Below are 21,768 nucleotides of genomic sequence, written 5' to 3'. Positions count from 1 at the left end.
GGGGTGCGCGCCGAGGTGCGCCAGCGCGGTCTCGGCCTTGTCCAACTGCCCGGCGCGCCACGCGGCCCAGCGCAGCGCCTCGGGCCGGGCCGCATCCTCGTAGCGCGCGAGTAGCGCCGCGTCGAGGACGCCGTCGCCCAGCGCCGCAAGCGTCAGCGTGTCCCAGCGCGCCGCGCCGCTGCGCGGGAACAGCGTGCCGCCGCCGAGCGCGTCGAGGTACTCGCAGATCACGCGGCTGTCGTACAGCACGCTGCCCTCGTCGGTGAGAAAGGTCGGGATCTGTCCCAGCGGGTTCTGCGCGATGAGTTCCTGGTCGCGCTGCACCGGATTCGCGTTCGCGGGCAGCAACTGCACACGCTCGCTCAAACCGAGCTCGTGCGCCGTCACCAGGCATTTGCGCACATAGGGCGAGAAGGGGGAGAAGTAGATTTTCATGGGGCACGCCTGCGGTGGTTGGGGGTGTTGGGGGGCTTGCGCCCGCGATGGTAACTGCGCGGCCTGCCGCCGGGCAATCGGGTGGCAGCAGGTGCGGGCCGTGGAGCGGTGGCCCGGCTTATGGCGTTTTCTTTGTCGTGGGCACGGTCGCGCTGCGGCTGCGACGCGAAAGCTTGGCGGTGTAGACGATGGCGTAGGCCACGATGGCAATCATCGGAAGCGCCATCGTTGCCGCGATCTCCGGCGTACCGATCACACGATGCACGGCATAGAGAACGCCGGCCATGAGCAGGATCGGGCCCAGGGCGCTTGCGATCGGGCGCAACGGCGATGGCGACAGCGTGCGGTAGATCCACTCCATGATCAGCGTCATCACGCTCGCGCTGACACCGCTGAGTAGCCCCTGCATCGCGGCCGAAATTGCGGATCGGCCCAGTCCATGGGGAAGGTTGACCCAGAGTGTCCACCCGCCCTGGACCAGAAAGGCGAGGATGCCAATGACGAGCCAATTCCTGTTGGGTCGCGCAGGTGCTGCGTAAGTCATGGGGGGTGCTCCTGAAACATGTGTCCGGCCTATCGGTGGTGCAGTGGCGGCGCCGTTTTTCGAGAAAGGGAGGATGCGAAAAATTATAAATACAAACGAGAAAGATTTGCATTCAAATTTTGACGCACATGATCATGCATTCCTGCCGCGCCCCGCTCGGCTTCAGAGCGGCACGCCGCGAAAGCGCCGCGCGGCCTGGCGGCTGACTTCGGCGAGCAGTTGCTGCGTGCGCTGGCATTCGCGCAGCCAGCGTGCGTCGTTCTGGCCCGCCTCGACTTCGGTGCGCAGCATGTGCAGGGCGTTCGACGCGCCGCGCGCTGTGGCGTGCTCGGCTATCTGGTCCATGGTTCTGAGGATGTGTTCGCGCAGCGGCATGTGCTTGCCCGTGGCCGGCTCGACGTACACCGCGTCCATGCCGAAGCGGCAGGCCTGAAAGCGGTTGTAGGTGTAGACGAGGTAGTCGTCCTCTTCGGGCATGAAGGGCTGGCTGGCCAGGAACCAGGCGCCCAGCGACTGCACGTAGCCGGCGAGCGCGGCGGCGCGTTCGATGGTCAGCGGTGTGTCGAACACGCGGATCTCGACGGTGCCGAACTCGGGCTTGGGGCGGATGTCCCAGTAAAAGTCCTTCATGCTCTTGACCACACCGGTGCGCGCCATCTTCTCGAAGTACGCGTTGAAGTCCTCCCAGGTCAGCGCGAGCGGCGCGCGGCCCGACAGCGGGAAGGCAAACACCGAGTTCAGCCGCGCGGAGTCGAACGCCGTGTCCTGCCCCTGCACGTACGGGCTGGACGCCGACAGCGCGATGAAATGCGGGATGTAGCGCGACATGCGGTGCAGCATGAGCAGCGCGGCGTTCGCGTCGGGGCAGCCGATGTGCACGTGCTGGCCAAAGATGGTGAATTGCTTGGACAGGTAGCCGTACAGATCGGACAGCTCACGAAAGCGCGGCTTGTCGTAGATGCGCCGCTCGTGCCATTGCTGGAAGGGGTGCGTGCCGCCGCCGAGCACGGCGATGTTGAGCTTGTCCGCGCTCTTCACCAGCGCGTTGCGGATCAGCGTGAGCTGGCCCAGGACCTCGCTGCACGAGTGGCAGACGCCGGTGGAGATTTCGATCATGCTGTTCGTCATCTCGGGCACCACGCTGCCGGGCAGCGGGGTCTTCTTCATGAGGCGCAGCATGTCCTCGGCGTACGGCGCCAAGTCGTAGTCGTTGGTATTCACCAGTTGCAGTTCGAGCTCGACGCCCAGCGTCAGCGGCTCCGAGTGGCTGAAGGCTTCAAGACCCATGACCGTCTCCGTCGGGGCCGCGGGGCGCCCAGGGTTTGGCGCTTTCGCCCGCTTGGTAGATGGCGAAGCTGGCGATGACCGCGCCGAGCATTTCCATGAGCAGGATCGCGGGCAGCGTCACGCTGGCGATTGCCTGGCCGGTGGCGGGCGCGGCCTGCACGAAGCGCGACGCGATGAGCAGCGCAATCGCCGACATCGGCGTCATCGCGCAGCCCACCCACAGCGCCTGCTTCCAGCTCGCGCCGCTGCCCACGTTGCCCAGCGCCACGCCGGTGACCTTGGCCAGCAGGCGCACGGCGATCAGCGCGAGCACCACGCCGGCCACCGGCGCGTTCCAGGCGGCCTGCGCGGCCACGGTGGAGACCAGCACGAACATCAGCATGGTGAGCAGCGACGAGGCGTTGCCCAACTGGTGCGGCCAGGCCCAGGGGCGCGGGTTGAGCTGCTTGAGCAGCATGCCGCCGAGCAGCGCCGCGAGCGGGGCCGAGCCGCCCATGTGCGCGGCCACGGCCGTTCCCGCGGCGACCAGCGCCAGGAACAGCATGGAGGTGTTTTCGCTCGCCGGGCTCATCAGGCGCAGCGCCGTGCGCAGCGCCAGGGCCAGCACCGTCGCCACGACGATGGACACGCCGAGCACCACCACCACGGGGTAGATGCTCTCCAGCAGCGTCAGGCCCTTGCGGTCGATGACCTCCGCGCGGGCGCTGCCCAGCGTCAGCGCGTACAGCGTGGACAGCGTGGTCAGGACGATGGCGCGTTCGGTCACGGGGCCGGCGGCGCGGGTGTCTGCGACCACGCGGGTGAGCACCGTGGGCGACGCGGCCAGCGCCACCAGCGCCAGCGGGCCCGCGACCTGCACGGGCAGGTCGAGCCAGATCAGCGTCCAGTACACGGCAAAGTAGGTCAGCACCGATTCGGCAATGCTCTGCACGAGCACCATCGGGTTGTGCCGGAACCAGCGCAGCGGGATGCGCCCGCCGCATTCGAACAGCACGATGGCCACGGCCAGCTCCAGCAGGAACAGGCTGATTCCCTGCAACGGCCAGACGGCGCCGCTGAAACCCGCCAGGCCCGCGACGGTGCCCACCAGGGAGTAGCCGACCATCTTCGGCAGCCCCGTGTGGCGCTGCACGAGGTAGCCGACCATGGCCGCCACCGCGAGCAGCAGCGACCACTGCACGGTGGGCAGGCCGGCCGAGGGGCGCAGCCATTGCGCCCAGAAGCTCAGGATTTCATTCATGTCATGCCCGGTTTGCGCCGGCCGGGGAGCGGCCGACGCGGTGAAGGAGCGGGCGCAGAGCGCCTGGGCCCGAATTTACAGGGTTTTCCCGTACGAGGCAGGAACGGCGCCTGCCCCTGCTCGCGGTGCGGATTTTTAAGGGCGTGCACGGCGGGCGGGAAGGAAGAAGCCCCAGGGCGCGCGGAGCATGCGCGCGCGCATGGCCGCGTAGATGCGCGCGCGGTCCACGCCGCTGACGTTCTGCGCGCGCATCGCCAGGCGAAAGGCCAGGTAGAAGCTCACCGACACATTCAGCGCGCCGAACAGGGGCAGCGCCGCCACGGCCCACCAGAAGGCCGGCAGATGCAGCACCTGCGGGCCGAGCACGGCGCTGGCGGCGGCGACTTGGCCCGTGGACAGGGTGACGTGGCGCACGTCCAGGCCGATTCCGAAAAACTTGGCGAACACCGGCACCAGGCCGAGCATGAAGCCCAGCGAGATGCTGGCTGCAAAGCCCGAGATGTTCTCGCGCAGAAAGCACGCCCAGCGGGCGGCCCGCTGCGTGCCGAGCCGCCGGGTGATGCGCGGGTTGTAGTGCAGGGCCGAGTGCAGGCGGTTGAGCACGAACCAGTTCTCCGCCCAGCCCGCGACGATGCTCGAGGCAAAGAGCAGCACGCCGGTGAACGCGGCAAACCCCAGCGAGGGACCGAGCAGGTGCAGGGAGGCGAGCGCCTGCTCGGCCTGCTGCCGGTCCATGATGGGGCTGCCGCTGGCCCAGGCGATGAGCGCGGCCAGCCCGAGCACCGCGGGCAGCACCGCGAGCATGTTCCCCAAAATGGCCGCCACCTGCGAGCGCACCAAGTGCGCGATCTCGTCGACGAAGGACTCGATGGCGTCGCTCGCGCCCAGCTCCTTGAGCTTCACGGCCATGGCCGGCGCCGTCATCGCCGGCTGCTTCGTGGCCACCGTGAAATGCAGCAGCTGGATCAGCACGAAGCTGAGCGTGAAATTCACCCCGGACAGGAAGCCGCCCCAGAACGCGGACAGCGCCAGCGCATGGAGCCAGAGCTTGATCAGCGTGGTGCCGGCCATCAGGGCCCCGCCCCCCGCGGCCTTGCGCAGCATGGTGCGGTACTCGGCGCCGGTGCGGGCGATGTAGTGTTCGCCCCTTTCGGCGCTGCGCTCGGCCACCTTCGCGGCGAGCAGCGAGGAGTTCGCGGCGAGCAGCGCGCGCAGGCTGCGCCGCTCCTGCCCCACCACGACCAGGCGCACCATGAGGCGTGCGGCCGCCGCCGCGGGCCGGGGCGAGAGCAGGCAGTCGAGCAGTTCGCGCACGCGCAGGATGCGCACGCGCAATTGCCGCAGGCGAAACACCAGGCCCACGGAAACGCCGTTCTCCTCGAAATGCGCGTACACGGTGGCTGCGGCCGCGCGGCAGGCCTCCAGGCGTTCGCGCAGGCGCTGCGCGGCCGCTTCGATGTGCTCGGGGTTGCGCTGCGCATGCAGCAGCTGCACGCGCAGGTCTTCCACGTCGTGGATGAGCATGTGGAAGGGCTGCGCCGCGCGCGCGGATGCGCTCATGCGCAGGCGCATCTCCGGAACAAAGCCGGTGGCCAGAATCTGCCCCGCGCAGTAGGTGATGGCGTCGAGCAACGCCTGCTGCCAGCGCGTCGCCCGCGCAGTGTCTGCTGCGGCCCCTGCCGCGGGCGTGAGCAACTCGGCAAGCCGCTGCAGCGGGGCCTCTCCGAGCGCCGCGAGCCATTGCGCGTCGAACCCGCAGGGCAGGGCCAGCATGAAGAGTTCCGACGCGTCGAGGGTCTCGGGGCTGGCCGGCAGCAGCCGGGTGCGCAGGCGCTCGGCCATTTCGCTGAGCAGCCCGGTGCGCGGGGCGAATCCGAAATCGGCGAGCAAGGTCGTGATGTCCACCCGGTCGAGCAAGGCGGCCCACCAGGCCTGCCAGCGCAGCCGGATGTCGGGTCGGGCCTGGACGGCGTCCAGAAATTCCTGCACCCGGGCCACGGTGGCGGGGACGCTGTCGCGCGCGCCGCGCACCCAGTCCAGCAGTTCGATGAGCCACAGGTGGCGTTGCGCCAGGTCGGCCTCGGGGTCCAGCGCGGCCAGCAGGGTGGCCAGGTCGGTCGTCGCCCGGTGCTTCAATGCAGTACCCGTCCATTCGGGAGCGCGTCCGGCGCGCGGGGGTCCGGCGCATCCGAGGCATCGAGCACGAACAGCGGCACCGGGGTGTCGAAGGGCGCGCCGTCTTCGGCCACGCAATGGAACGTGCCCTGCATGGTGCCGCTGGCCGTGCGCAGCCGGCAGCCGCTGGTGTACTGAAAGGCTTCGCCGGGCTTGAGCAGGGGCTGCTGCCCGACCACGCCCAGGCCCTTGACCTCCTCGGTATGGCCGTGCGCGTCGCGGATGATCCAGTGCCGCGCAATCAGCTGCGCCGGGCCTTGGCCCGAGTTGGTGATGGTGATGGTGTAGGCAAAGCCGAACACCCCGGAGTCCGGCGCAGACTGCTCGGGCAGGTATTCGGGCAGCACTTGCACGTCAAACTGATACTTTGGCATGGGGCGCATGGTAACCGTGGACGCGGCTGCTGGGAAACACCCCCGAGTCGCCTGCGGCGCATCTCCCTCACAGGTCAAGGGGGGGCGATACCCGGAGTCCCTGGCCTGCGGGGTCCTTGGGCTTCTTTACTTGCCCCGGTATTTCGTGACAATCGGGCATGAGCCGCTTTCGCATCGCCCCCTCCATCCTCTCCGCCGACTTCGCCCGCCTGGGCGAAGAACTGCGCCAGGTCATCGCCGCCGGCGCCGACTGGATTCATGTTGACGTCATGGACAACCACTACGTGCCCAACCTCACCCTGGGCCCCATGGTGTGCCAGGCGCTCAGGCCGCATGCCCGAACGGCGAGCGGCGTGGCCACTCCCGTGGACGTGCACCTGATGGTCGAGCCGGTGGACGCGCTCGCGCAGGCCTTCGCCGACGCCGGCGCCGACTACATCAGCTTCCACCCCGACGCCTCGGTGCACGTGCACCGCAGCGTCCAGGCGATCCGCGCCCGGGGCGCGAAGCCGGGCCTGGCATTCAACCCGACCGAGTCGCTGGACGTGCTCGACTGGGTGATCGACGACATCGACCTGGTCCTCATCCTGAGCGTGAACCCCGGTTTTGGCGGGCAGGAGTTCATCGACTCGGCGTTGCGCAAGATCGAAGCGGCGCGCAAGCGCATCGACGCATCCGGCAAGGACATCCGCCTGGAGGTCGATGGCGGAATCAAGACCGGCAACATCCGCCGCGTCGCGGACGCGGGCGCCGACACCTTTGTCGCAGGCAGTGCGATCTTTGGCCAGCCCGACTACCGGGCGGTGATCGACGCCATGCGCGCGCGGCTCGGCGAATGAGGTAATTTTCCCTGTCACTCCTTGAGTGACTGGTTGCAGAATAATCGGGCTTTCCAGGCGATCGGAGTGGGTACGAAAGGCACGCCCGCTGCGCTGGTCCGCAGCGGGCGTGCCTGCGCGTACCCGCCGCGCGCGCATCCATTGCCCCTGCCATCGCAGCCTCTCAAGGAGTTTTGGCCTTGTTCCATTTTTTCGAGCGTCGCCTGTCCCCGTATCCTGCCGCTGACCCCGCGCTGCCGCCCAAGGGCTTCCTGGCCTTCGTATGGGATGGCACCCGGGGCCTGCGCGGCTACATCGCCGCGATGGCGGGCCTGTCGGCGGCCGTCGTGGTGTACGAGGCCCTGCTGTTTGCGGTGCTGGGCCACGTGGTTGACTGGCTCTCGACCCCGACCCCGGGCCAGCTCTGGGCTGAGCACCAGGGTGCGTTGATCGGCATCAGCGCGCTGATGCTGGGCTCGGTGCTGCTCGTGGCGTTGCACACCGGCATCAAGCACCAGCTGCTGGCGATCAACTTTCCGCTGCGGCTGCGCTGGAATTTTCACCGCCTGATGCTGGGCCAGAGCATGGCCTTCTACGCCGACGAGTTTGCCGGCCGCATCACCTCCCGGATCATGCAGACCGCGCTGGCGCTGCGCGACATGGTCTTCATCGGCGTCGATGTGCTCGTGAGAACGGGTGTTTACCTGGTCACCATCCTGGCGCTGCTGGCCGGCTTCGACGCGCGCCTGCTCGTGCCGTTCGTGCTCTGGGTGCTGGCCTATGGCCTGGCCTGCGCGTACTTCGTTCCGCGCCTGGGCCGGGTGGGCAAGCAGCAGGCCGACGCGCGCGCGGCGATGACCGGGCGCATTACCGACGCCTATACCAACATCGCCACCGTGAAGCTGTTCTCGCACACCCGGCGCGAATCCGAATTTGCCCGCGCCGCGATGGACGCCTTCAGACGCACCGGCTATGCGCAGATGCGCCTGGTGAGTCAGTTTGAAATCACGAACCACTTCCTGGTGACGCTGATGATCCTGGGCGCCTGCGGCACCGCGCTGTGGCTGTGGTCGCACGGCCAAGTCGGCGTCGGGGCCGTGGCCGCCGTCACGGCGATGACGCTGCGCCTGTCCAACCTCGCGCACTGGGCGATGTGGGAGATGACCATGCTGTTTGAAAACATCGGCACCATACAGGACGGCATCAACACCCTGACCCACCCGCGCACGGTGGTCGATGCACCCGATGCCCGGTCGTTGGAGGTGACGCGCGGCGAGGTGCGCTTTGAAAACCTGGACTTTGCCTACGGCGCCGGCCACCCGGTCATCGAGCGCTTGAACCTGGACATCCGCCCGGGCGAAAAAATCGGGCTCATCGGCCGCTCGGGCGCGGGAAAATCCACGCTGGTCCACCTGCTGCTGCGCTTTCACGACCTGCGCGCGGGCCGCATCCTGATCGACGGGCAGGACATCGCCCTGGTCACGCAGGACAGCCTGCGCCGCGCGATCGGCATGGTGACGCAGGACACCTCGCTGCTGCACCGCTCGATCCGCGAGAACATCCTGTACGGCCGCCCCGACGCCAGCGAAGCCGAACTGCACGCCGCCGCGCGCCGCGCCGAGGCCACCGACTTCATCGCCGGCCTGGCCGACCTGCAAGGCCGCAGCGGCTACGAGGCCCACGTGGGCGAGCGCGGCGTGAAACTCTCCGGGGGCCAGCGCCAGCGCGTGGCGATAGCCCGGGTCATGCTCAAGGACGCCCCCATCCTGCTGCTCGACGAGGCCACCAGCGCGCTTGACTCCGAGGTCGAAGCAGCCATCCAGCAAAGCCTGGACAGCCTGATGCAAGGCAAAACCGTAATCGCCATTGCCCACCGCCTGTCAACCATCGCCGCAATGGACCGCCTGATCGTCCTTGACGCGGGTCGCATTGTTGAAGAGGGGACGCACGCTCAATTGCTGGTGCAGGGCGGGGTGTATGCGCGGCTATGGGGGCATCAGAGCGGGGGGTTTTTGGGGGAGGGGGAGGAGGGGTGAGGGAGGGGGCAGGGGATGGTCACAAGCAATAGGAGTCCGGTTAATTCAAGGAGGGTGGTGGTTGTTGAATACCGGGGAAGGGTAGGACGGGGAAAATATCAAGGCGGAAGAGAAAGGGGCTGACGTAAATATCGCCAAAGCATCTTGCACGATGCACAAGGTTTCACCAATAAACCTGCTGGATGGAAGGGACTACTCAGAATTGGACCAGTTGATGTTGGATTGCATATGCCCTTCCTTTTTCAGTGAGATAAACTGATCTCCCTCTCGAATCGTAAGAATCAGGATATTCTTTTATAAGATCCTGCGCTTTTGCTTGGTCCAAGAGGGTCTCGAACAAGGTTCGAGACATGTTCGTTCTTTCGCGTAAGTTTGAGACCATGATTATGTCGGAATCGGATCGCGAGGGTCGCAATTCAAATTGCTCAACGATGATCTTCATGAGCTTCAGAAGCCCGTCGCCTGTTTTTTCTGCCGGTGTATTTGATACAGGGGAGAATGGATTGTTTGAGATTGCTGGCTTCTCGTACAGCGGGGCACCATGAATTGAACGGATTAGCTCATCGAACGAGAATTCAAATTGACTGTCTGAAAAATCCAGGCGTATTTTGGATTGCAAGAACGATGGTACGGTGGGAGTGCCGATTTGTCGGATTAACGGGATGAGCTTGTTGGAGTCAGTGTTCTTGAACAACTGTCCGGTGACGATCATCTTTTCATAGCCCACCCCACCGGTATCATCATTGGCCTTTTTAACATAATTTTCAGTGCATATCATCAGAACCCGATCGGCTGCAGCCAAGTTTCTCTCCATGAATCGCAGCAAGTCTGCTCCGGGACCAAGTTTCCATTGGTCAAGAATCGCATCAATACCGTTCTGGCAAAGACGGGTTGCCAAGTCAAGAACCCACTTTTTATGGTCTTGAGAATCATGCGAATAGGAAATGAATACCTTGGGGACATTGTTTGTTGACACAACGGACTCCTGTTTTGATTGCCTGACTGTAACAGATAGAATGGCGCGGATCTTCCCACTACTTGGCACAGCAGATGTAGTGCGGATGTTGAGGGTGCCAAGTCATTCTGGCACCAATGCGGAGATGCCTTGCTTGGCGAGCAGGCGCACGGCTTGGCGGTCAAACGAGATAAATACGGATGGGCCATGCGCCATGATCTCACCGCTATACGCATTCACCCCGTCCGCAAAGTCACCGCCTTTTTCCATCATCTGCAAACCGGCTTCTATTTCATCATTTCTGACTACAACTTTCCGGCTTTTTATGATTCCGCAAATCTTTGCGTGCACTTCCTCTGGTCTGGATTTGTAAACAGACAGCAAAACCCATACGAGTTCGCAAAAAACATGCGTTGGAATGATTATCTCTTCGACGGTCTCGAAAAGTCTTTCCGCGATTTTGTTTTGCTGCTTGTCATCGCCTACAAGAAAACGAACGAGCACATTCGTATCAACGATGATGCTGTTCATGATCTTCCACGTTGGATATAGGACTGCCGGATCGAATCTTGCAATTCGGCATCCGTCGCTTGAATGTCGCTTTGCATGGACCTGGACAGGGAAAGAATGTCGATCTGATTCTTTTCAGCTTCTATTTTTAAACTACCGTCAGGAAGTTTTTTTACAAGGATCTTTTCGCCGGCTTTGACGCCCAGATGATCCAGTAATTGCTGGTTGAAGGTGAACTGGCCTTTGGTCGTAAGTGTTATTTCTGTCATGTGGCACCTCCATCGGATGGGTGTCCATCGTAAATCAAAATCGCTGGAAAGCAAGAGACTCACGGTCCTTCGAGAGCGGCCCCTGTAGCCCGCAACCCCTGCGCAACGCATCCCAAGCCCTCTGGCGCAGCCAGCAGCCCCCCCATCGCGCCGTGGTGGGGAGTCACCACCAAGGCTTATAGTGTCCTGCCCCGCCAATCCACCAACCCGCCATGACCGATATCACCCCGGCACCGTTTATCTTCCACCAAGGCACGCAGCCGCTGCTGCTCTCCATGCCGCACACCGGCATCCATGTACCGCCCGCACTGGCCGCCCGCTTGGGTCCGCAGGCGCGGCAGGTGCCTGATACCGACTGGCATATGGAGCGTCTGTACGCTTTTGCGCGCGACATGGGGGTGTCCACGCTTGCGGCCACGCATTCGCGCTATGTGATTGACCTGAACCGCCCGCCCGACGACAGCAGTCTGTACCCGGGGCAGAGCGTGACCGGTCTGTGCCCGGTGGACAGTTTCGACGAGCAGCCCCTCTATGCCCACGGCGATACGCCCGACGCTGCCGAAATCGCCGCGCGCCGCGACGCCATCTGGGTTCCGTACCACGCGCAGCTGCGCGCCGAGCTCGAGCGCATCCGCGCCCGGCATGGCGTGGCGATGCTCTGGGACGCGCATTCGATCCGCTCGGTGCTGCCGCGCTTTTTTGCCGGCCGGCTGCCCGACCTGAACCTGGGAACGGCCGACGGCAAGAGCTGCGACCCCGCGCTGGAGCAGGAACTGCTGGCGATCGCCCGCTCTGCCCCGGGCCATACGGCGGTGCTCAATGGCCGCTTCAAGGGCGGGTACATCACGCGCCACTACGGCCAGCCGGCGCAGCGCGTGCACGCGGTCCAACTGGAGATGACGCAGTGCAGCTACATGCAGGAGGCCCTGCCTTTCGACTACCTGCCCGCCGTCGCTGCGGGCGTGCAGCCGCTGCTGCGGCGCATGTTCGAGGCCATGCTGGCGTTTGCCTCTGCGGCGGCGCGCGCGGTCCCTTGAATGGAAGGGGGTCAGTGCGCAGAGCGCTGCGCCATGGCTTCGCCGAGCCGGATCGGCCGCGCCGGCGCCCAGTGCGGGTCAAAGCGCAGGGGGCCCGGGGGGAGCAGCAGCAGCACCGTCGAGCCGAGCAGGAAGCGCCCCATTTCCTCGCCCTGGCGCAGGCTCACCTGGCCCCGGGCGTAGTCCCATTGCCGGAGCCGGCCGGTGCGCGGCGGGTTCACCTGGCCGTGCCATACGGTGGCCATGCTGCCGACGATGGCCGCGCCGACGAGCACCAGCAGCCACGGCCCGTGGGCGGATTCAAAGCAGCACACCACCCGCTCGTTGCGCGCAAACAGCCCCGGGACGGTGCGCGTCGTCGCGGGGTTGACCGAGAACAGCGTGCCCGGCACGTGCAGCATGTGCACCAGTTCTCCCGCGCAGGGCATGTGCACGCGGTGGTAGTCGCGCGGGCTCAGGTACAGCGTGGCGTAGTGCCCGTTTGCAAAATGCGCTGCGAGCGCCGCGTCGCCGCCCACGAGCGCGGTGACGGAGTAGGCGTGGCCCTTGGCTTGCAGGATCTGGTCTTGTTCGATCGGGCCGAAGCGGCTGATCGCGCCGTCCACGGGGCAGATCAGGTCCGCCGGGGCCAGCGGGCGCGCGCCGGGCCGCAGGGCGCGCGTGAAGAAGTCGTTGAACGACGCGTAGCCCGCCACGTCGGGCTGCGCCGCCTCGGCCATGTCCACGCCGTAGTGCGCGACGAAGCCGCGGATCGCCGCGCGCGTCAGTCCACCGAGCCGGGCCGACGCGAATTTTCCGGCCAGGGTGCTGAGCGCGCACTTGGGAAGAAGGTACTGGGGCAGTACGGCGAGGCGGTCGGACAAGGGGGCTTTTCCGGAGTCTGTCGGGCGGCGAATTCTACCGGGCGCGTGCGCCGCTACCTGCCGCAGCAGCCGGCCCGGGGGGCTCATCGCAGCTGCTGTTCCAACTGGTAGCAAACGGCGGCACGTCGGCGTAGGCCTTGCGCTCGCCGTGCAGGGCCCGGGGGTCGGCCACGCTCACGCAGCAGGCCATGGCGCAACTCATCCGCAGTACCTTGCAGGCCTTGTACCGGGTTTCCTAGAGCGGACACCCGTCAGCGCGTCACGACGTATTCCAGAACCTGGCGCACGTAGCGCGTGTACGGGATGCCCTGCGCTTGCGCCTTGGCCTTCAAGGCACCCAGCAGTTCCTTGGGCAGCCGCATGTTCAGCGTCGCCGACTTGGCCTCGAATTCGAAGTACGTCGGCCGGAAGCCCTCCGTCAGGTCGGGGCCGAACAGCTTGGCCGCTGCAACGAAACGCTCAGTGTGCGCATCGCTGCCGAGCGCTGGCACGGAGGAGGGTTTTCTGGATTCAGATTCCGATTTGGCTTTCATGGTGCTCAATCTCCTTTGGGTGCATGGGGTGGGCACTGATGGGACACGGCGGCGCTCGACATCCATCCTTGGCGCAGCATGGGGACCGGAACATGGGCACCCCGTGAGCTACGCCGGTACTTGGGTACGCTGCTTCGCAAATACTTGCACATACCGTGCCTTCGCACCCAGGGGGGTATTACCGATCCTCACGCGGGCTCCGACCCGTGTTGCGGTGTGCGCCTTGCCCTGGGTGCGCATGCAGCGATTTCATTTCGTGCAAGCATGTGCGGGGCAACGCCCCCGCGTCGTATGCCAGACGCGCAGGCCAAGACCGATATTCCGGGTTTACGCGACACCAGCTACCCCACGCGAGAACAATAAAAAAATGCGAAAAACTGATCAATCGCTGATCAATCGGTGGGTATTACAGAGGCAAATGAGTTACATCTGTGATGCGTGGGAGTGTATAGCAAATTGCTGCTTGGCACGGTGGTGACAGCGGCGAATTTCTTCGGAATCGACGAATTACCCGGCTGGCCCGCGACGTGCGTCTCCGCTGCGAAATTCCCTTGCGCAGGAAGTTGCCCGCAGGGAGCCGATGGGCGTTCACCGCGCGGCCGGGATGCGCGTCGATCGGGCGGGGGCTGCCGATCCCGATGGCATGCGCGGCGGATCCCGGGCCAGCGCCCTCTTGCGCGACCCAGCCGGGGCAGAGCCCCGCCCGATGCAAGCGCCATGGGCACGGCAGAAAAGCCAAAAATATGGGCATGCGAGTTACGGCATGACTGGCTATTTGATGTACGGAATCTGCGGATCGACAGGGTCCTGTCTGGCCAGGCCCAGCAGGCGGTCGAGCAGCGCGGGCTGCGCGCGCAGTTGCGCGGCCGCGCCGGTGTGCACGATGCGGCCCCGGTCGAGCACGGCGGCGTGCTCGGAAATCGCCAGGATCGCCTGCGGGTGCTGTTCGACGATGATCGCCGACAGGCCCTCCTCGCGCGTGATGCGCCGGATGGCGTGCAGCAGTTCCTGCACGACGATGGGCGCCAGACCCTCGAGCGGTTCGTCGAGCAGCAGCAGGCGCGGGTTGAGCACCAGCGCGCGGCCCACGGCCAGCATCTGCTGCTCGCCGCCCGAGAGCTGCCCTCCGAGGTGGGTCTTGCGCTCGGCCAGGCGCGGGAACATCTCGTACACGCGCCCGGGCGTCCAGGGCCGGGCGCCCGACCCCGGACGACCGGGCCGCGCCACGGCCGTGAGGTTCTCGTGCACGCTCAGCGACTGGAAGATGCTGCGCTCCTGCGGCACCCAGCCGATGCCCGCGGCGGCGCGCGCGTGCGCGGGCAGCCGGTGCAGCGCCACGCCGCCCAGCGTGATCGACCCCGCATGCTGGCGCGTGGCGCCGGCCAGGGTGTCGATGAGCGTGCTCTTGCCGGTGCCGTTGCGCCCGAGCAGCGCCAGCGTGTCCCCCTCGGGCAGCGCCAGCGAGACGCCCTGCAGCACCACCGCCGCGCCGTAGCCCGCGCTCAGCCCGTCGATGCGCAAAAGCTCCTCAGCCATGGCGATCCCCTGCCTGCGCGCTGCTGCCTTCCCCGTGGTCGCCCAGGTAGACCGCCCTGACCTGCGGGTCGCGGGCGATGGCGTCGGGCGTGCCCTCGGTGAGCACCGCGCCGTTGACCAGCACCGTCATGCGCCGGGCAAAGCGGAACACCAGGTCCATGTCGTGTTCGATCAGAAGCACCGACACGTCGGCGGGCAGCGCCGAAACGGTCTGCAAAAGCTCCTCGCGCTCGCCCGCGGGCACGCCGGCCACGGGCTCGTCGAGCAGCAGCACGCGCGGCGCGCAGGCCAGTGCGATGGCGATTTCGAGCAGGCGGCGCTTGCCGTAGGCGAGCGCGCGTGTGGGCTCGGCCATGACGGAGTCCAGGTGGAACTGCTCGAGCAGTTGCGCGCAGCGCTCCATGACCGCGCGGCGCGCGCCCAGGGGCTGCCACCATGCGCCGCCCAGGCCCTGCTGCTGCGAGACGGTGAGCGCCAGGGTCTCCAGCGGCGTGAGGCGGTCGAACAGCTGGTTGATCTGAAAGGTGCGCACCAGGCCGCGGCGCACGCGCTGGTGCGGCGCCAGCCGCGTGATGTCCTGGCCGTCGAGCGCGATGCTCCCCCCGGTGGGTGCAAGCACCCCCGTGAGCAGGTTGATGAGCGTGGTCTTGCCCGCGCCGTTGGGGCCGATGAGCGCATGGCGCGCGCCCTTCCTCAGGTCGAGCGTGACGCCGTTGGTGGCGCTGATTCCGCCAAAGCGCTTCACCAGACCCTGCGCCAGCAGCACGGTCTGGCCGTTCTCCGCCGGCGCGGCGGGCGCTGGCACGCCGCCCGCGCTCATGCCCGGCGCCCCCTGAACCAGGCAAACAGGCGCTCGCGCTGGACCAGCAGCACGAGCAGCAGACCGATCCAGAACATCCAGTACTGCGGCGTGTACGCGGCGATCAGGTTTTGCAGCAGCTTCAGGCCCACGGCCCCGACGATGCCGCCGTAGAGCCAGCCCGTGGCGCCGATCACCAGGGTCAGCAGCGCGTCCGCCGAGCGGTGGAAATCGAACAGGTCCAGCGACGCAAATCCCGTGGTCTGCGTGAGCAGCGCGCCGGCGGCGCCGGCCAGCGCTGCGGCCAGGGTGTAGACCTGCGCCAGCCGGGTGTTCACCGCAATGCCGATGGCCAGGGCGCGCAGCCGGTTCTCGCGGATCGCCACGAGCGTGGCGCCAAACGGCGACTGCACGACGCGCCGCGCGAGCGCAAAGCACGCGAGCAGCACGCTGAGCGCGTACCAGGCCGCCGTGCGCCCCTGCAAGTCGAACGCGAACCGGCCGAGCACCGGGCCCGGCACCACGCCTTGCAGGCCGTCGGCGCCGCCGGTCAGCCAGTCGAGCTTGTTCGCCAATTCCAGCAGCACCAGGCTCATGCCCAGCGTGACCATCAGGCGCGTGAGGTCGCTGCCGCGCAGGATGGTGAGCGAGGCCACGGCGCCCAGCAGCGCCGCAGCGCTCATGCCCAGCGCCAGCCCCATGAGTGGGTCGGGATGGACGTGCTTGGCAAACAGCGCCGCAGCGTATCCGCCCAGGCCAAGGAAGGCCGCGTGGCCGAGCGAGACGATTCCGGCGTAGCCCAGAATCAGATCCAGCGACAGGGCGAACAGCGCGGCGATGGCGATTTCGCAGGCGATCAGCGCCTGGCCGGGAAACACCAGGGGCGTGGCAAACGCCAGCAGCCAGAACACCGGCTCCCACCAGCGCAGGCGGCGGGCCTGCAATAGCAAGGTTCGGGGGGGCTTCACGTCAGCCGCCCTTGCGCACAAAAAGCCCCTGCGGGCGCCACAGCAGGATCAGGATCATGAGGCTGTAGACGATGAACGCGCCCAGCTTGGGGATGTAGTACTTTCCCGCCACGTCGGCAATTCCCAGCAGCAGCGCGGCCAGCAGCGGCCCGGTGATGGACGTGGTGCCGCCGACCGCGACGACGATCAGGAAATGGACCATGAACTTGAGCGGGAATCCCGGGTCCAGACCCAGCATCTCGGCCCCGAGCGCGCCGCCGAGGCCGGCCAGACCCGAGCCGCAGGCAAAGGTCACGAGGAACACGCGGTTCACGTCGATTCCCAGTCCCGCGGCGACGCGCTGGTCGTCCACCGCGGCGCGCAGGCGGCTGCCGAAACGGGTCTTCACCAGCACGTACTGCAGGCCCGCAGTGAGCACCGCGCACACGGCGATGACGAACAAACGGTAATGCCCCATGCCCAGCGTGAGCGCGCCGCTGCCCCATTCCGTGCGGCCCTTGAGCCATTCGGGCAGTTGCATGATCTGCTGCGTCGGGCCCACGCAATAGTCCACGCCGGCCACGGCCATGAACACCAGGCCGATGGACAGCAGCACCTGGTCCAGATGGCTTCTGCGGTAGAGCGGGCGGTACAGCGTGCACTCGAGCGCCGCGCCCAGCAGCGCCGTCCCCGCAAAGGCGATCGGCAGACAGAAGAGAAAGGGCACGTCGAGCCGCTGCATGAGCAGCACCGCGGCGTAGCCGCCAGCCATGGCAAAGGCGCCGTGCGCCAGGTTGACGAAGTTCATCAGGCCCATGGTCACGGCCAGGCCCAGCGCCAGAATGAACAGCAGCATGCCGTAGGCCAGGCCGTCGAAAAGAAGGGTCAGCATGGAGTCGGGGTCGGTGCCGGTTCGGTGCATGCGGCAGGGCGCCTGCGGCGGCCTGGGTCAGCGGCTCTTGCCGGGGTCCTTGACGCCCTCGATGGTGTCGAATTCCACGTTGTAGAGTTGGCCGTTGACGCGCTCGACGCGGCGCAGGTAGACGTTTTGCACGATGTCGCGCGTCTGCGCGTCGATGTGCACGGGGCCGCGCGGGCTTTCGAACACCTGGCCCTTCAGCGCGGCCAGCAGCGCGTCGCCGCCGCCCGCGCCCCGGGTGCTCTTGAGGGCCTCATAGATCATGCGCATGCCGTCGTAGCCGCCCACGGCCATGAAGTTCGGGCGCAGACCCGGGTTCGCCTTCTCGAAGGCCAAGACGAATTTCTTGTTCAGCGGCGAGGGGTGCGCGGCCGAGTAGTGGTGCGACGAGATCACGCCCAGCGCGCCGTCGCCCATGCCGTTGAGCTGATCGTCGTCGGTCACATCGCCCGTGGCGATGAGGCGGATTCCCGCCTTGTCCAGGCCGCGTTCGAGGAACTGCTTCATCACCGCTGCGCCGGCGCCGGAGGGAACGAAGACGAACAGCGCGTCGGGCCGGGCGTCGCGCACCTTTTGCAGGAAAGGGGCGAAGTCCGGACCACGCAGCGGCACGCGCAGGGCCTCGGTGACCTGGCCGCCGTGGGACAGCAGGCGCTGGCTGAAGAACTTCTCGGCGTCGATTCCGGGGGCGTAGTCGCTCACCAGCGTGACCACTTTTCTGATGCCGTTTCGGGGCGCCCAGTCGGCCAGCGCCACCGACACCTGGGGCAGGGTGAAACTGCTGCGCACCACGTAGGGCGAGGCTTCGGTGATCCCCGAGGTGGCCGCGGCCATGACCACCAGCGGCGTTTTCGACTGCGTCGCCAGAGGCGCCGTGGCCATCGCCGAAGGCGTGATGCCCATTCCCGCGAGCACGTCCACCTTCTCGTTCACCACCAGCTCCTGCGCCAGACGGCGCGTCACGTCGGGCAGGCTGGTGTCGTCCCGGACGATGAGCCGGACCTTTCTGCCGGCCACGGTGTCGCCGTTTTGCGCCATCCAGAGCCGGGCTGCGGCCTCGATCTGGCGGCCGGTGCTGGCCTGCTGGCCGGTCATGGGCAGGATCAGGCCGATCTTGAACGCATCCTCCCGGGCCGCTGCGGGCAGCGCGGCAAGCCCCGGGAACAAGGCGAAGGCGGCAGCGGCCCAGGCGCGGAGAAAGGGGCGGTGTGGCATCGGCGTCTCCTGTGGCAATAGCGTTGTCTGCAAGAAAGCGGGTCAGAGTGTGGATCGGGCTGCGGCCATGCACAAGCGGGATTTTGAACTTTGAGCTATCGCCAAATGCTATGGCACGGCGTGCGCTGCGCGCGCTCAGATTTGTTCGCAAATGCGCTGCGCGCCCGGCAGCCCCTGGCGTTGCGGCGACACGGCGATGCGGTGGCCTGCGGGTTGTGCCGGGTGGTGCGGGCATGGCTCGCACACCATGGCCGCGGCGCACGCGCCCCCGTGCGCTGCTACGCGATGCAGTGCGACCGGGCCACGCTGGCGCTGGCCCGGCCCATTGCACGCGCACTCACTTCTTTTCCTTGGCCAGCGAGTCGAGCAAGTCCTTCAACGGGTCGCTCGCGGGGGCGGCGCCGTCCATGTCCGCGCCGGGGTCGTCGGTGGCGGCTCCTGCGGGGTCGGGCATGGCGGCTTCCATCTCCAGGCGGATTTTGTCCAGGTCGTAGGCCTCGTCCTTGTCCAGGCCGTTGGAGACGATTCCGGGGAAGGCAATCACCAGGCCGACCATGAGGATCTGTATCGCCACGAAGGGAACGGCGCCCCAATAGATCTGCATCGTCGTCACGGGCGGGATCATTTTTTTGCTCACCTTGTCCAGGTATTCCCCGGCGGGTGCCACGCTGCGCAGGTAGAACAGCGCAAAGCCGAACGGCGGGTGCATGAACGAGGTCTGCATGTTGATTCCCAGCAGCACGCCGAACCAGATCAGGTCGATTCCCAGCTTGTGGGCCACGGGCGCGAGCAGAGGAACGACGATGAACGACAGCTCGAAGAAGTCCAGGAAGAACGCCAGGAAGAAGATCATGATGTTCACCACGATCAGAAAGCCCAGCGGACCGCCGGGCAGGCCGCTGAGCAGATGCTCCACCCACACCGGGCCGTCAACCCCCTGGAAGGTCAGGCTGAAGATCGTCGCGCCGACCAGGATGAACACCACGAAGCACGACAGCTTGGTCGTCGTGTTCACCGCCTGCCTGAGCAGGCTCAGGCTCAGGCGGCCGCGCGCCATGGCCATGATGAACGCGCCCAGCGCGCCCATGGCGCCGCCTTCGGTGGGCGTGGCCACGCCCAGGAAGATGGTTCCGAGCACCAGGAAGATCAGCAGCAGCGGGGGGATGAGGACGAAGGTCACGCGCTCGGCCATGCGCGAGAGCAGGCCCAGGCGGGCGATCCGGTTCACGCTGGCGGCGACGAAGGCCAGCGCCACGCCAAAGCACAGCGAAACGACGATGGTCTCGTCCAGCGCCACGTGCTCGATCGGCACCCCCGACCACCAACTGCGCAGCGCGGGCATGTTCCGGCCCATGGTGATCGACGCGGCCGTGCAGATGGCCGTCAGCACCAGCAGCGAGGGCAGGCCGCTCTGGCCGCTGTCTTCGCGCAGGGTGCGGGCCTCGGCGGGCAGGGCGGGGACCCAGTGCGGTTTGGCGATCGCCAGCAGGATCACGTAGGTGGCGTAGAAGCCCGTGAGCATCAGGCCCGGCAGGAAAGCGCCCTTGTACATGTCGCCCACCGAGCGGCCGAGCTGGTCGGCCAGGATGATCAGCACCAGCGAGGGCGGAATGATCTGCGCGAGCGTTCCCGACGCGGCGATCACGCCGGACGCCAGGCGCCGGTCGTAGCCGTAGCGCAGCATGATGGGCAGCGAGATCAGGCCCATGGAGATCACCGACGCTGCGACCACGCCCGTGGTCGCGGCGAGCAGCGCGCCGACGAAGATCACGGCCAGCGCCAGGCCGCCGCGGATCGGGCCGAACAGCTGGCCGATGGTCTCGAGCAGGTCCTCGGCCATTCCGCTGCGCTCCAGGATCAGCCCCATGAGCGTGAAGAACGGAATCGCCAACAGGGTGTCGTTCTGCATGATGCCGAAGATGCGCAGCGGCACGGCCTGCAGCAGGGCCTCGGGCAGAACGCCGAACTCCACGCCGATGAAGGCAAAGAACAGGCCGCAGGCGCCCAGGCTGAAGGCCACGGGAAAGCCCATGAGCAGAAAGACGATCAGCCCCGCGAACATGATCGGGGCCAGGTTGTGCAGGAGGAATTCCATGGTTCTGGGGTTCCCCGCTCAAACGCTCTTGCCGGCCTGGCCGCCGTTGCCCTGGGCGGCTTCGGCCAAGCGGCGGATGGATTCGGCGAGTTCCTCCTCGGCGCTCTTTTCCGCCTTCTTCGCCGTCGGGTCCCCGATCAGGCCGCGCAGGAAGGCGACGCGTTTGATCAGCTCGGAGCTGCCCTGCAGCAGCAACAGCCCGAAGCCCAGGGGCATCATCAGGTACACGGGCCAGCGGATCAGGCCGCCGGCGTTGTTCGACATTTCGCCCGAGTGGTAGGCGCGCAGGAAGTAGGGTACGCCGTACCAGAGAATGGCCAGGCACATGGGGGCGAGAAAGCAGCTGAAGCCGAAGATGTCGATCCAGATTTGCTGGCGCTTGGGCAGGCGGCTGGAGAGAACGTCCACGCGCACGTGCTCGCCCTGGAGCAGCGTGTAGCCCGCGGCGATCAGGAACGACGCGGAGAACAGGTACCACTGCACCTCCAGAAACGCGTTCGAGCTCGTGTTCAACGCCTTGCGCACGACGGCGTTCATGCCGCTGATCACGGTCGAGGCCAGGATCAGCCAGATCACGTATTTGCCGATTTGGGTGCTGAGCCAGTCGACCCCGCGCGAGAATTTGAGCAAAGCCTGCATGCTGTCTCCAAGGGATAAAAGCGGTGTGCATTACCCCGGCCCGGGCGCACACCAGGAAAGCGCGCCCGATTCTACGAGCCGCCGCAGGCCAAGCATGACTGGATCATGACGGGGGTATCCCCGGAAAAACACGGATTCTTCAGCGATGAAAAAAGGACTGCCGGAATCCCTGGCCTTTGGGGTGCAGGGGGCGGCTATGCGGATTCTTCCCCAGGCTCCGCGCGGCGTTTCTCGTGCGCGAAGCGCCACCAGGGCAGGACCTGCTTCATGGCCAGCACCGCGCCGCAGTGCCAGGGCTGGTAGCCCGGCAGCGCCGCCATTTGCGCCTGCCACCGGGGCGTTTGCAGGAGGCTGCGCAGGGCCCGCGTGGCGTCTTGCTCGAGGCTGGATTTCAGGCAGGCCAGGTGGTAGCGCTCGTGCACCAGGGCCACGAAGTCCAGCCCGTGGGCCCGGGCCGCGACCTCGATTCCCAGGCCCACGTCGGCCGCACCGGCGGCCACGGCCTGCGCGATCGCCGTGTGCGAGGGCTCGCTCTGCGCGTA

General features: G+C 66.5%; 23 protein-coding genes. 3 read left to right on the top strand and 20 right to left on the bottom strand.

Features of this window, described 5'->3' with window-relative positions; translation table 11 throughout:
* The 6 genes from VTU_RS0116460 to apaG form a co-directional block, all read right to left on the bottom strand.
* On the bottom strand, window positions 1-435 hold a 435-nt coding region (locus tag VTU_RS0116460), incomplete at its 3' end, for a glutathione S-transferase N-terminal domain-containing protein (protein WP_010106162.1).
* 118 nt (window positions 436-553) lie between these two features.
* A complete protein-coding gene (locus VTU_RS27720; protein ID WP_010106161.1) occupies window positions 554-979 on the bottom strand; it encodes a hypothetical protein in 426 nt (141 codons plus the stop codon).
* Window positions 980-1,141: 162 nt separating this feature from the next.
* Window positions 1,142-2,266 carry a YbdK family carboxylate-amine ligase gene (locus VTU_RS0116450; protein ID WP_010106159.1) on the bottom strand — a complete coding sequence of 375 codons (1,125 nt, stop codon included), beginning with the start codon at window positions 2,264-2,266 and terminating at the stop codon, window positions 1,142-1,144.
* A complete protein-coding gene (locus VTU_RS0116445) occupies window positions 2,256-3,506 on the bottom strand; it encodes a cation:proton antiporter (RefSeq protein WP_010106157.1) in 1,251 nt (416 codons plus the stop codon). The genes VTU_RS0116450 and VTU_RS0116445 overlap by 11 nt, the downstream gene beginning before the upstream one ends.
* Window positions 3,507-3,641: 135 nt before the next feature.
* Window positions 3,642-5,642, bottom strand: a complete 2,001-nt coding sequence (gene tlpB, locus VTU_RS0116440) for a transporter-like protein TlpB (RefSeq protein WP_010106155.1) — start codon at window positions 5,640-5,642, stop codon at window positions 3,642-3,644.
* Window positions 5,639-6,055 carry a Co2+/Mg2+ efflux facilitator ApaG/CorD gene (gene apaG / locus VTU_RS0116435; RefSeq protein WP_029554491.1) on the bottom strand — a complete coding sequence of 139 codons (417 nt, stop codon included), beginning with the start codon at window positions 6,053-6,055 and terminating at the stop codon, window positions 5,639-5,641. Before apaG ends, tlpB begins: the two co-directional genes overlap by 4 nt.
* Before the next feature lie 158 nt (window positions 6,056-6,213).
* On the opposite strand from apaG, the gene rpe reads away from it, so the two are divergent.
* Together rpe and VTU_RS0116425 are read left to right on the top strand one after the other, a co-directional pair.
* A complete protein-coding gene (rpe, locus tag VTU_RS0116430; RefSeq protein WP_010106150.1) occupies window positions 6,214-6,894 on the top strand; it encodes a ribulose-phosphate 3-epimerase in 681 nt (226 codons plus the stop codon).
* A gap of 179 nt (window positions 6,895-7,073) precedes the next feature.
* Window positions 7,074-8,909, top strand: a complete 1,836-nt coding sequence (locus tag VTU_RS0116425) for an ABC transporter ATP-binding protein (protein ID WP_010106148.1) — start codon at window positions 7,074-7,076, stop codon at window positions 8,907-8,909.
* A gap of 196 nt (window positions 8,910-9,105) precedes the next feature.
* Here VTU_RS0116425 and VTU_RS31810 read toward each other — a convergent pair whose 3' ends face one another.
* From VTU_RS31810 to VTU_RS31800, 3 genes are all read right to left on the bottom strand, one after another.
* Complete coding sequence (locus VTU_RS31810; RefSeq protein ID WP_010106146.1) at window positions 9,106-9,885, bottom strand: toll/interleukin-1 receptor domain-containing protein; 780 nt, start codon at window positions 9,883-9,885, stop codon at window positions 9,106-9,108.
* Window positions 9,886-9,987: 102 nt separating this feature from the next.
* Window positions 9,988-10,395, bottom strand: a complete 408-nt coding sequence (locus VTU_RS31805; protein WP_010106145.1) for a type II toxin-antitoxin system VapC family toxin — start codon at window positions 10,393-10,395, stop codon at window positions 9,988-9,990.
* On the bottom strand, window positions 10,392-10,643 hold the full coding sequence (locus VTU_RS31800) for a hypothetical protein (protein WP_010106144.1): 252 nt from the start codon (window positions 10,641-10,643) through the stop codon (window positions 10,392-10,394). Before VTU_RS31800 ends, VTU_RS31805 begins: the two co-directional genes overlap by 4 nt.
* Window positions 10,644-10,855: 212 nt before the next feature.
* On the opposite strand from VTU_RS31800, the gene hutG reads away from it, so the two are divergent.
* Complete coding sequence (gene hutG / locus VTU_RS0116410) at window positions 10,856-11,680, top strand: N-formylglutamate deformylase (protein ID WP_010106143.1); 825 nt, start codon at window positions 10,856-10,858, stop codon at window positions 11,678-11,680.
* An 11-nt stretch (window positions 11,681-11,691) separates the two neighbouring features.
* Here the strand turns inward: hutG and asd are convergent, their stop codons facing one another.
* The 11 genes from asd to VTU_RS27710 form a co-directional block, all read right to left on the bottom strand.
* Window positions 11,692-12,543: an archaetidylserine decarboxylase gene (gene asd / locus VTU_RS0116405; RefSeq protein ID WP_010106142.1), complete on the bottom strand. Its 852-nt coding sequence runs from the start codon at window positions 12,541-12,543 to the stop codon at window positions 11,692-11,694.
* A gap of 34 nt (window positions 12,544-12,577) precedes the next feature.
* Window positions 12,578-12,733, bottom strand: a complete 156-nt coding sequence (locus VTU_RS33685; protein WP_169315415.1) for a hypothetical protein — start codon at window positions 12,731-12,733, stop codon at window positions 12,578-12,580.
* 61 nt (window positions 12,734-12,794) lie between these two features.
* Window positions 12,795-13,076 (bottom strand): CopG family antitoxin, encoded by a 282-nt coding sequence (locus VTU_RS0116400; protein WP_010106139.1) that lies wholly within the window; start codon window positions 13,074-13,076, stop codon window positions 12,795-12,797.
* Between the two features lie 771 nt (window positions 13,077-13,847).
* The gene (locus VTU_RS0116395; protein ID WP_010106138.1) at window positions 13,848-14,612 is read right to left on the bottom strand and encodes an ABC transporter ATP-binding protein; all 765 of its coding nucleotides are present in this window, start codon (window positions 14,610-14,612) and stop codon (window positions 13,848-13,850) included.
* Window positions 14,605-15,432 (bottom strand): ABC transporter ATP-binding protein, encoded by an 828-nt coding sequence (locus tag VTU_RS0116390; protein WP_010106137.1) that lies wholly within the window; start codon window positions 15,430-15,432, stop codon window positions 14,605-14,607. The genes VTU_RS0116395 and VTU_RS0116390 overlap by 8 nt, the downstream gene beginning before the upstream one ends.
* Window positions 15,429-16,379: a branched-chain amino acid ABC transporter permease gene (locus tag VTU_RS0116385; protein WP_029554488.1), complete on the bottom strand. Its 951-nt coding sequence runs from the start codon at window positions 16,377-16,379 to the stop codon at window positions 15,429-15,431. The genes VTU_RS0116390 and VTU_RS0116385 overlap by 4 nt, the downstream gene beginning before the upstream one ends.
* Window position 16,380: 1 nt before the next feature.
* Complete coding sequence (locus tag VTU_RS0116380) at window positions 16,381-17,250, bottom strand: branched-chain amino acid ABC transporter permease (RefSeq protein WP_010106135.1); 870 nt, start codon at window positions 17,248-17,250, stop codon at window positions 16,381-16,383.
* A 57-nt stretch (window positions 17,251-17,307) separates the two neighbouring features.
* Window positions 17,308-18,492 carry an ABC transporter substrate-binding protein gene (locus VTU_RS0116375; RefSeq protein ID WP_010106134.1) on the bottom strand — a complete coding sequence of 395 codons (1,185 nt, stop codon included), beginning with the start codon at window positions 18,490-18,492 and terminating at the stop codon, window positions 17,308-17,310.
* Between the two features lie 337 nt (window positions 18,493-18,829).
* Window positions 18,830-20,587 carry a TRAP transporter large permease gene (locus VTU_RS0116370; protein ID WP_010106132.1) on the bottom strand — a complete coding sequence of 586 codons (1,758 nt, stop codon included), beginning with the start codon at window positions 20,585-20,587 and terminating at the stop codon, window positions 18,830-18,832.
* 18 nt (window positions 20,588-20,605) lie between these two features.
* Window positions 20,606-21,226: a TRAP transporter small permease subunit gene (locus VTU_RS0116365; RefSeq protein ID WP_010106130.1), complete on the bottom strand. Its 621-nt coding sequence runs from the start codon at window positions 21,224-21,226 to the stop codon at window positions 20,606-20,608.
* Between the two features lie 194 nt (window positions 21,227-21,420).
* Window positions 21,421-21,768 (bottom strand): substrate-binding domain-containing protein (locus VTU_RS27710; protein ID WP_010106129.1); only part of this gene is annotated, 348 nt, incomplete at its 5' end.

This window comes from Verminephrobacter aporrectodeae subsp. tuberculatae At4, from assembly GCF_000193225.1.
Classification (GTDB): Bacteria; Pseudomonadota; Gammaproteobacteria; order Burkholderiales; family Burkholderiaceae_C; genus Acidovorax; species Acidovorax aporrectodeae.
Note: the sequence above shows the minus strand (reverse complement) of the source record. Positions and strands in the feature narration are given on the sequence as shown.

Bases quoted from the DNA above. Each gene is read 5' to 3' on its own strand.
- VTU_RS31805 (WP_010106145.1), bottom strand. From the start codon at position 10,395: ATGAACAGCATCATCGTTGATACGAATGTGCTCGTTCGTTTTCTTGTA.
- VTU_RS0116445 (WP_010106157.1), bottom strand. From the start codon at position 3,506: ATGAATGAAATCCTGAGCTTCTGGGCGCAATGGCTGCGCCCCTCGGCC.
- VTU_RS0116400 (WP_010106139.1), bottom strand. From the start codon at position 13,076: ATGAAAGCCAAATCGGAATCTGAATCCAGAAAACCCTCCTCCGTGCCA.
- VTU_RS31800 (WP_010106144.1), bottom strand. From the start codon at position 10,643: ATGACAGAAATAACACTTACGACCAAAGGCCAGTTCACCTTCAACCAG.
- VTU_RS0116380 (WP_010106135.1), bottom strand. From the start codon at position 17,250: ATGCTGACCCTTCTTTTCGACGGCCTGGCCTACGGCATGCTGCTGTTC.
- VTU_RS0116370 (WP_010106132.1), bottom strand. From the start codon at position 20,587: ATGGAATTCCTCCTGCACAACCTGGCCCCGATCATGTTCGCGGGGCTG.
- VTU_RS0116395 (WP_010106138.1), bottom strand. From the start codon at position 14,612: ATGGCTGAGGAGCTTTTGCGCATCGACGGGCTGAGCGCGGGCTACGGC.
- rpe (WP_010106150.1), top strand. From the start codon at position 6,214: ATGAGCCGCTTTCGCATCGCCCCCTCCATCCTCTCCGCCGACTTCGCC.
- VTU_RS0116390 (WP_010106137.1), bottom strand. From the start codon at position 15,432: ATGAGCGCGGGCGGCGTGCCAGCGCCCGCCGCGCCGGCGGAGAACGGC.
- VTU_RS33685 (WP_169315415.1), bottom strand. From the start codon at position 12,733: ATGGCCTGCTGCGTGAGCGTGGCCGACCCCCGGGCCCTGCACGGCGAG.
- apaG (WP_029554491.1), bottom strand. From the start codon at position 6,055: ATGCCAAAGTATCAGTTTGACGTGCAAGTGCTGCCCGAATACCTGCCC.
- VTU_RS0116365 (WP_010106130.1), bottom strand. From the start codon at position 21,226: ATGCAGGCTTTGCTCAAATTCTCGCGCGGGGTCGACTGGCTCAGCACC.
- VTU_RS0116450 (WP_010106159.1), bottom strand. From the start codon at position 2,266: ATGGGTCTTGAAGCCTTCAGCCACTCGGAGCCGCTGACGCTGGGCGTC.
- VTU_RS27720 (WP_010106161.1), bottom strand. From the start codon at position 979: ATGACTTACGCAGCACCTGCGCGACCCAACAGGAATTGGCTCGTCATT.
- hutG (WP_010106143.1), top strand. From the start codon at position 10,856: ATGACCGATATCACCCCGGCACCGTTTATCTTCCACCAAGGCACGCAG.
- VTU_RS0116375 (WP_010106134.1), bottom strand. From the start codon at position 18,492: ATGCCACACCGCCCCTTTCTCCGCGCCTGGGCCGCTGCCGCCTTCGCC.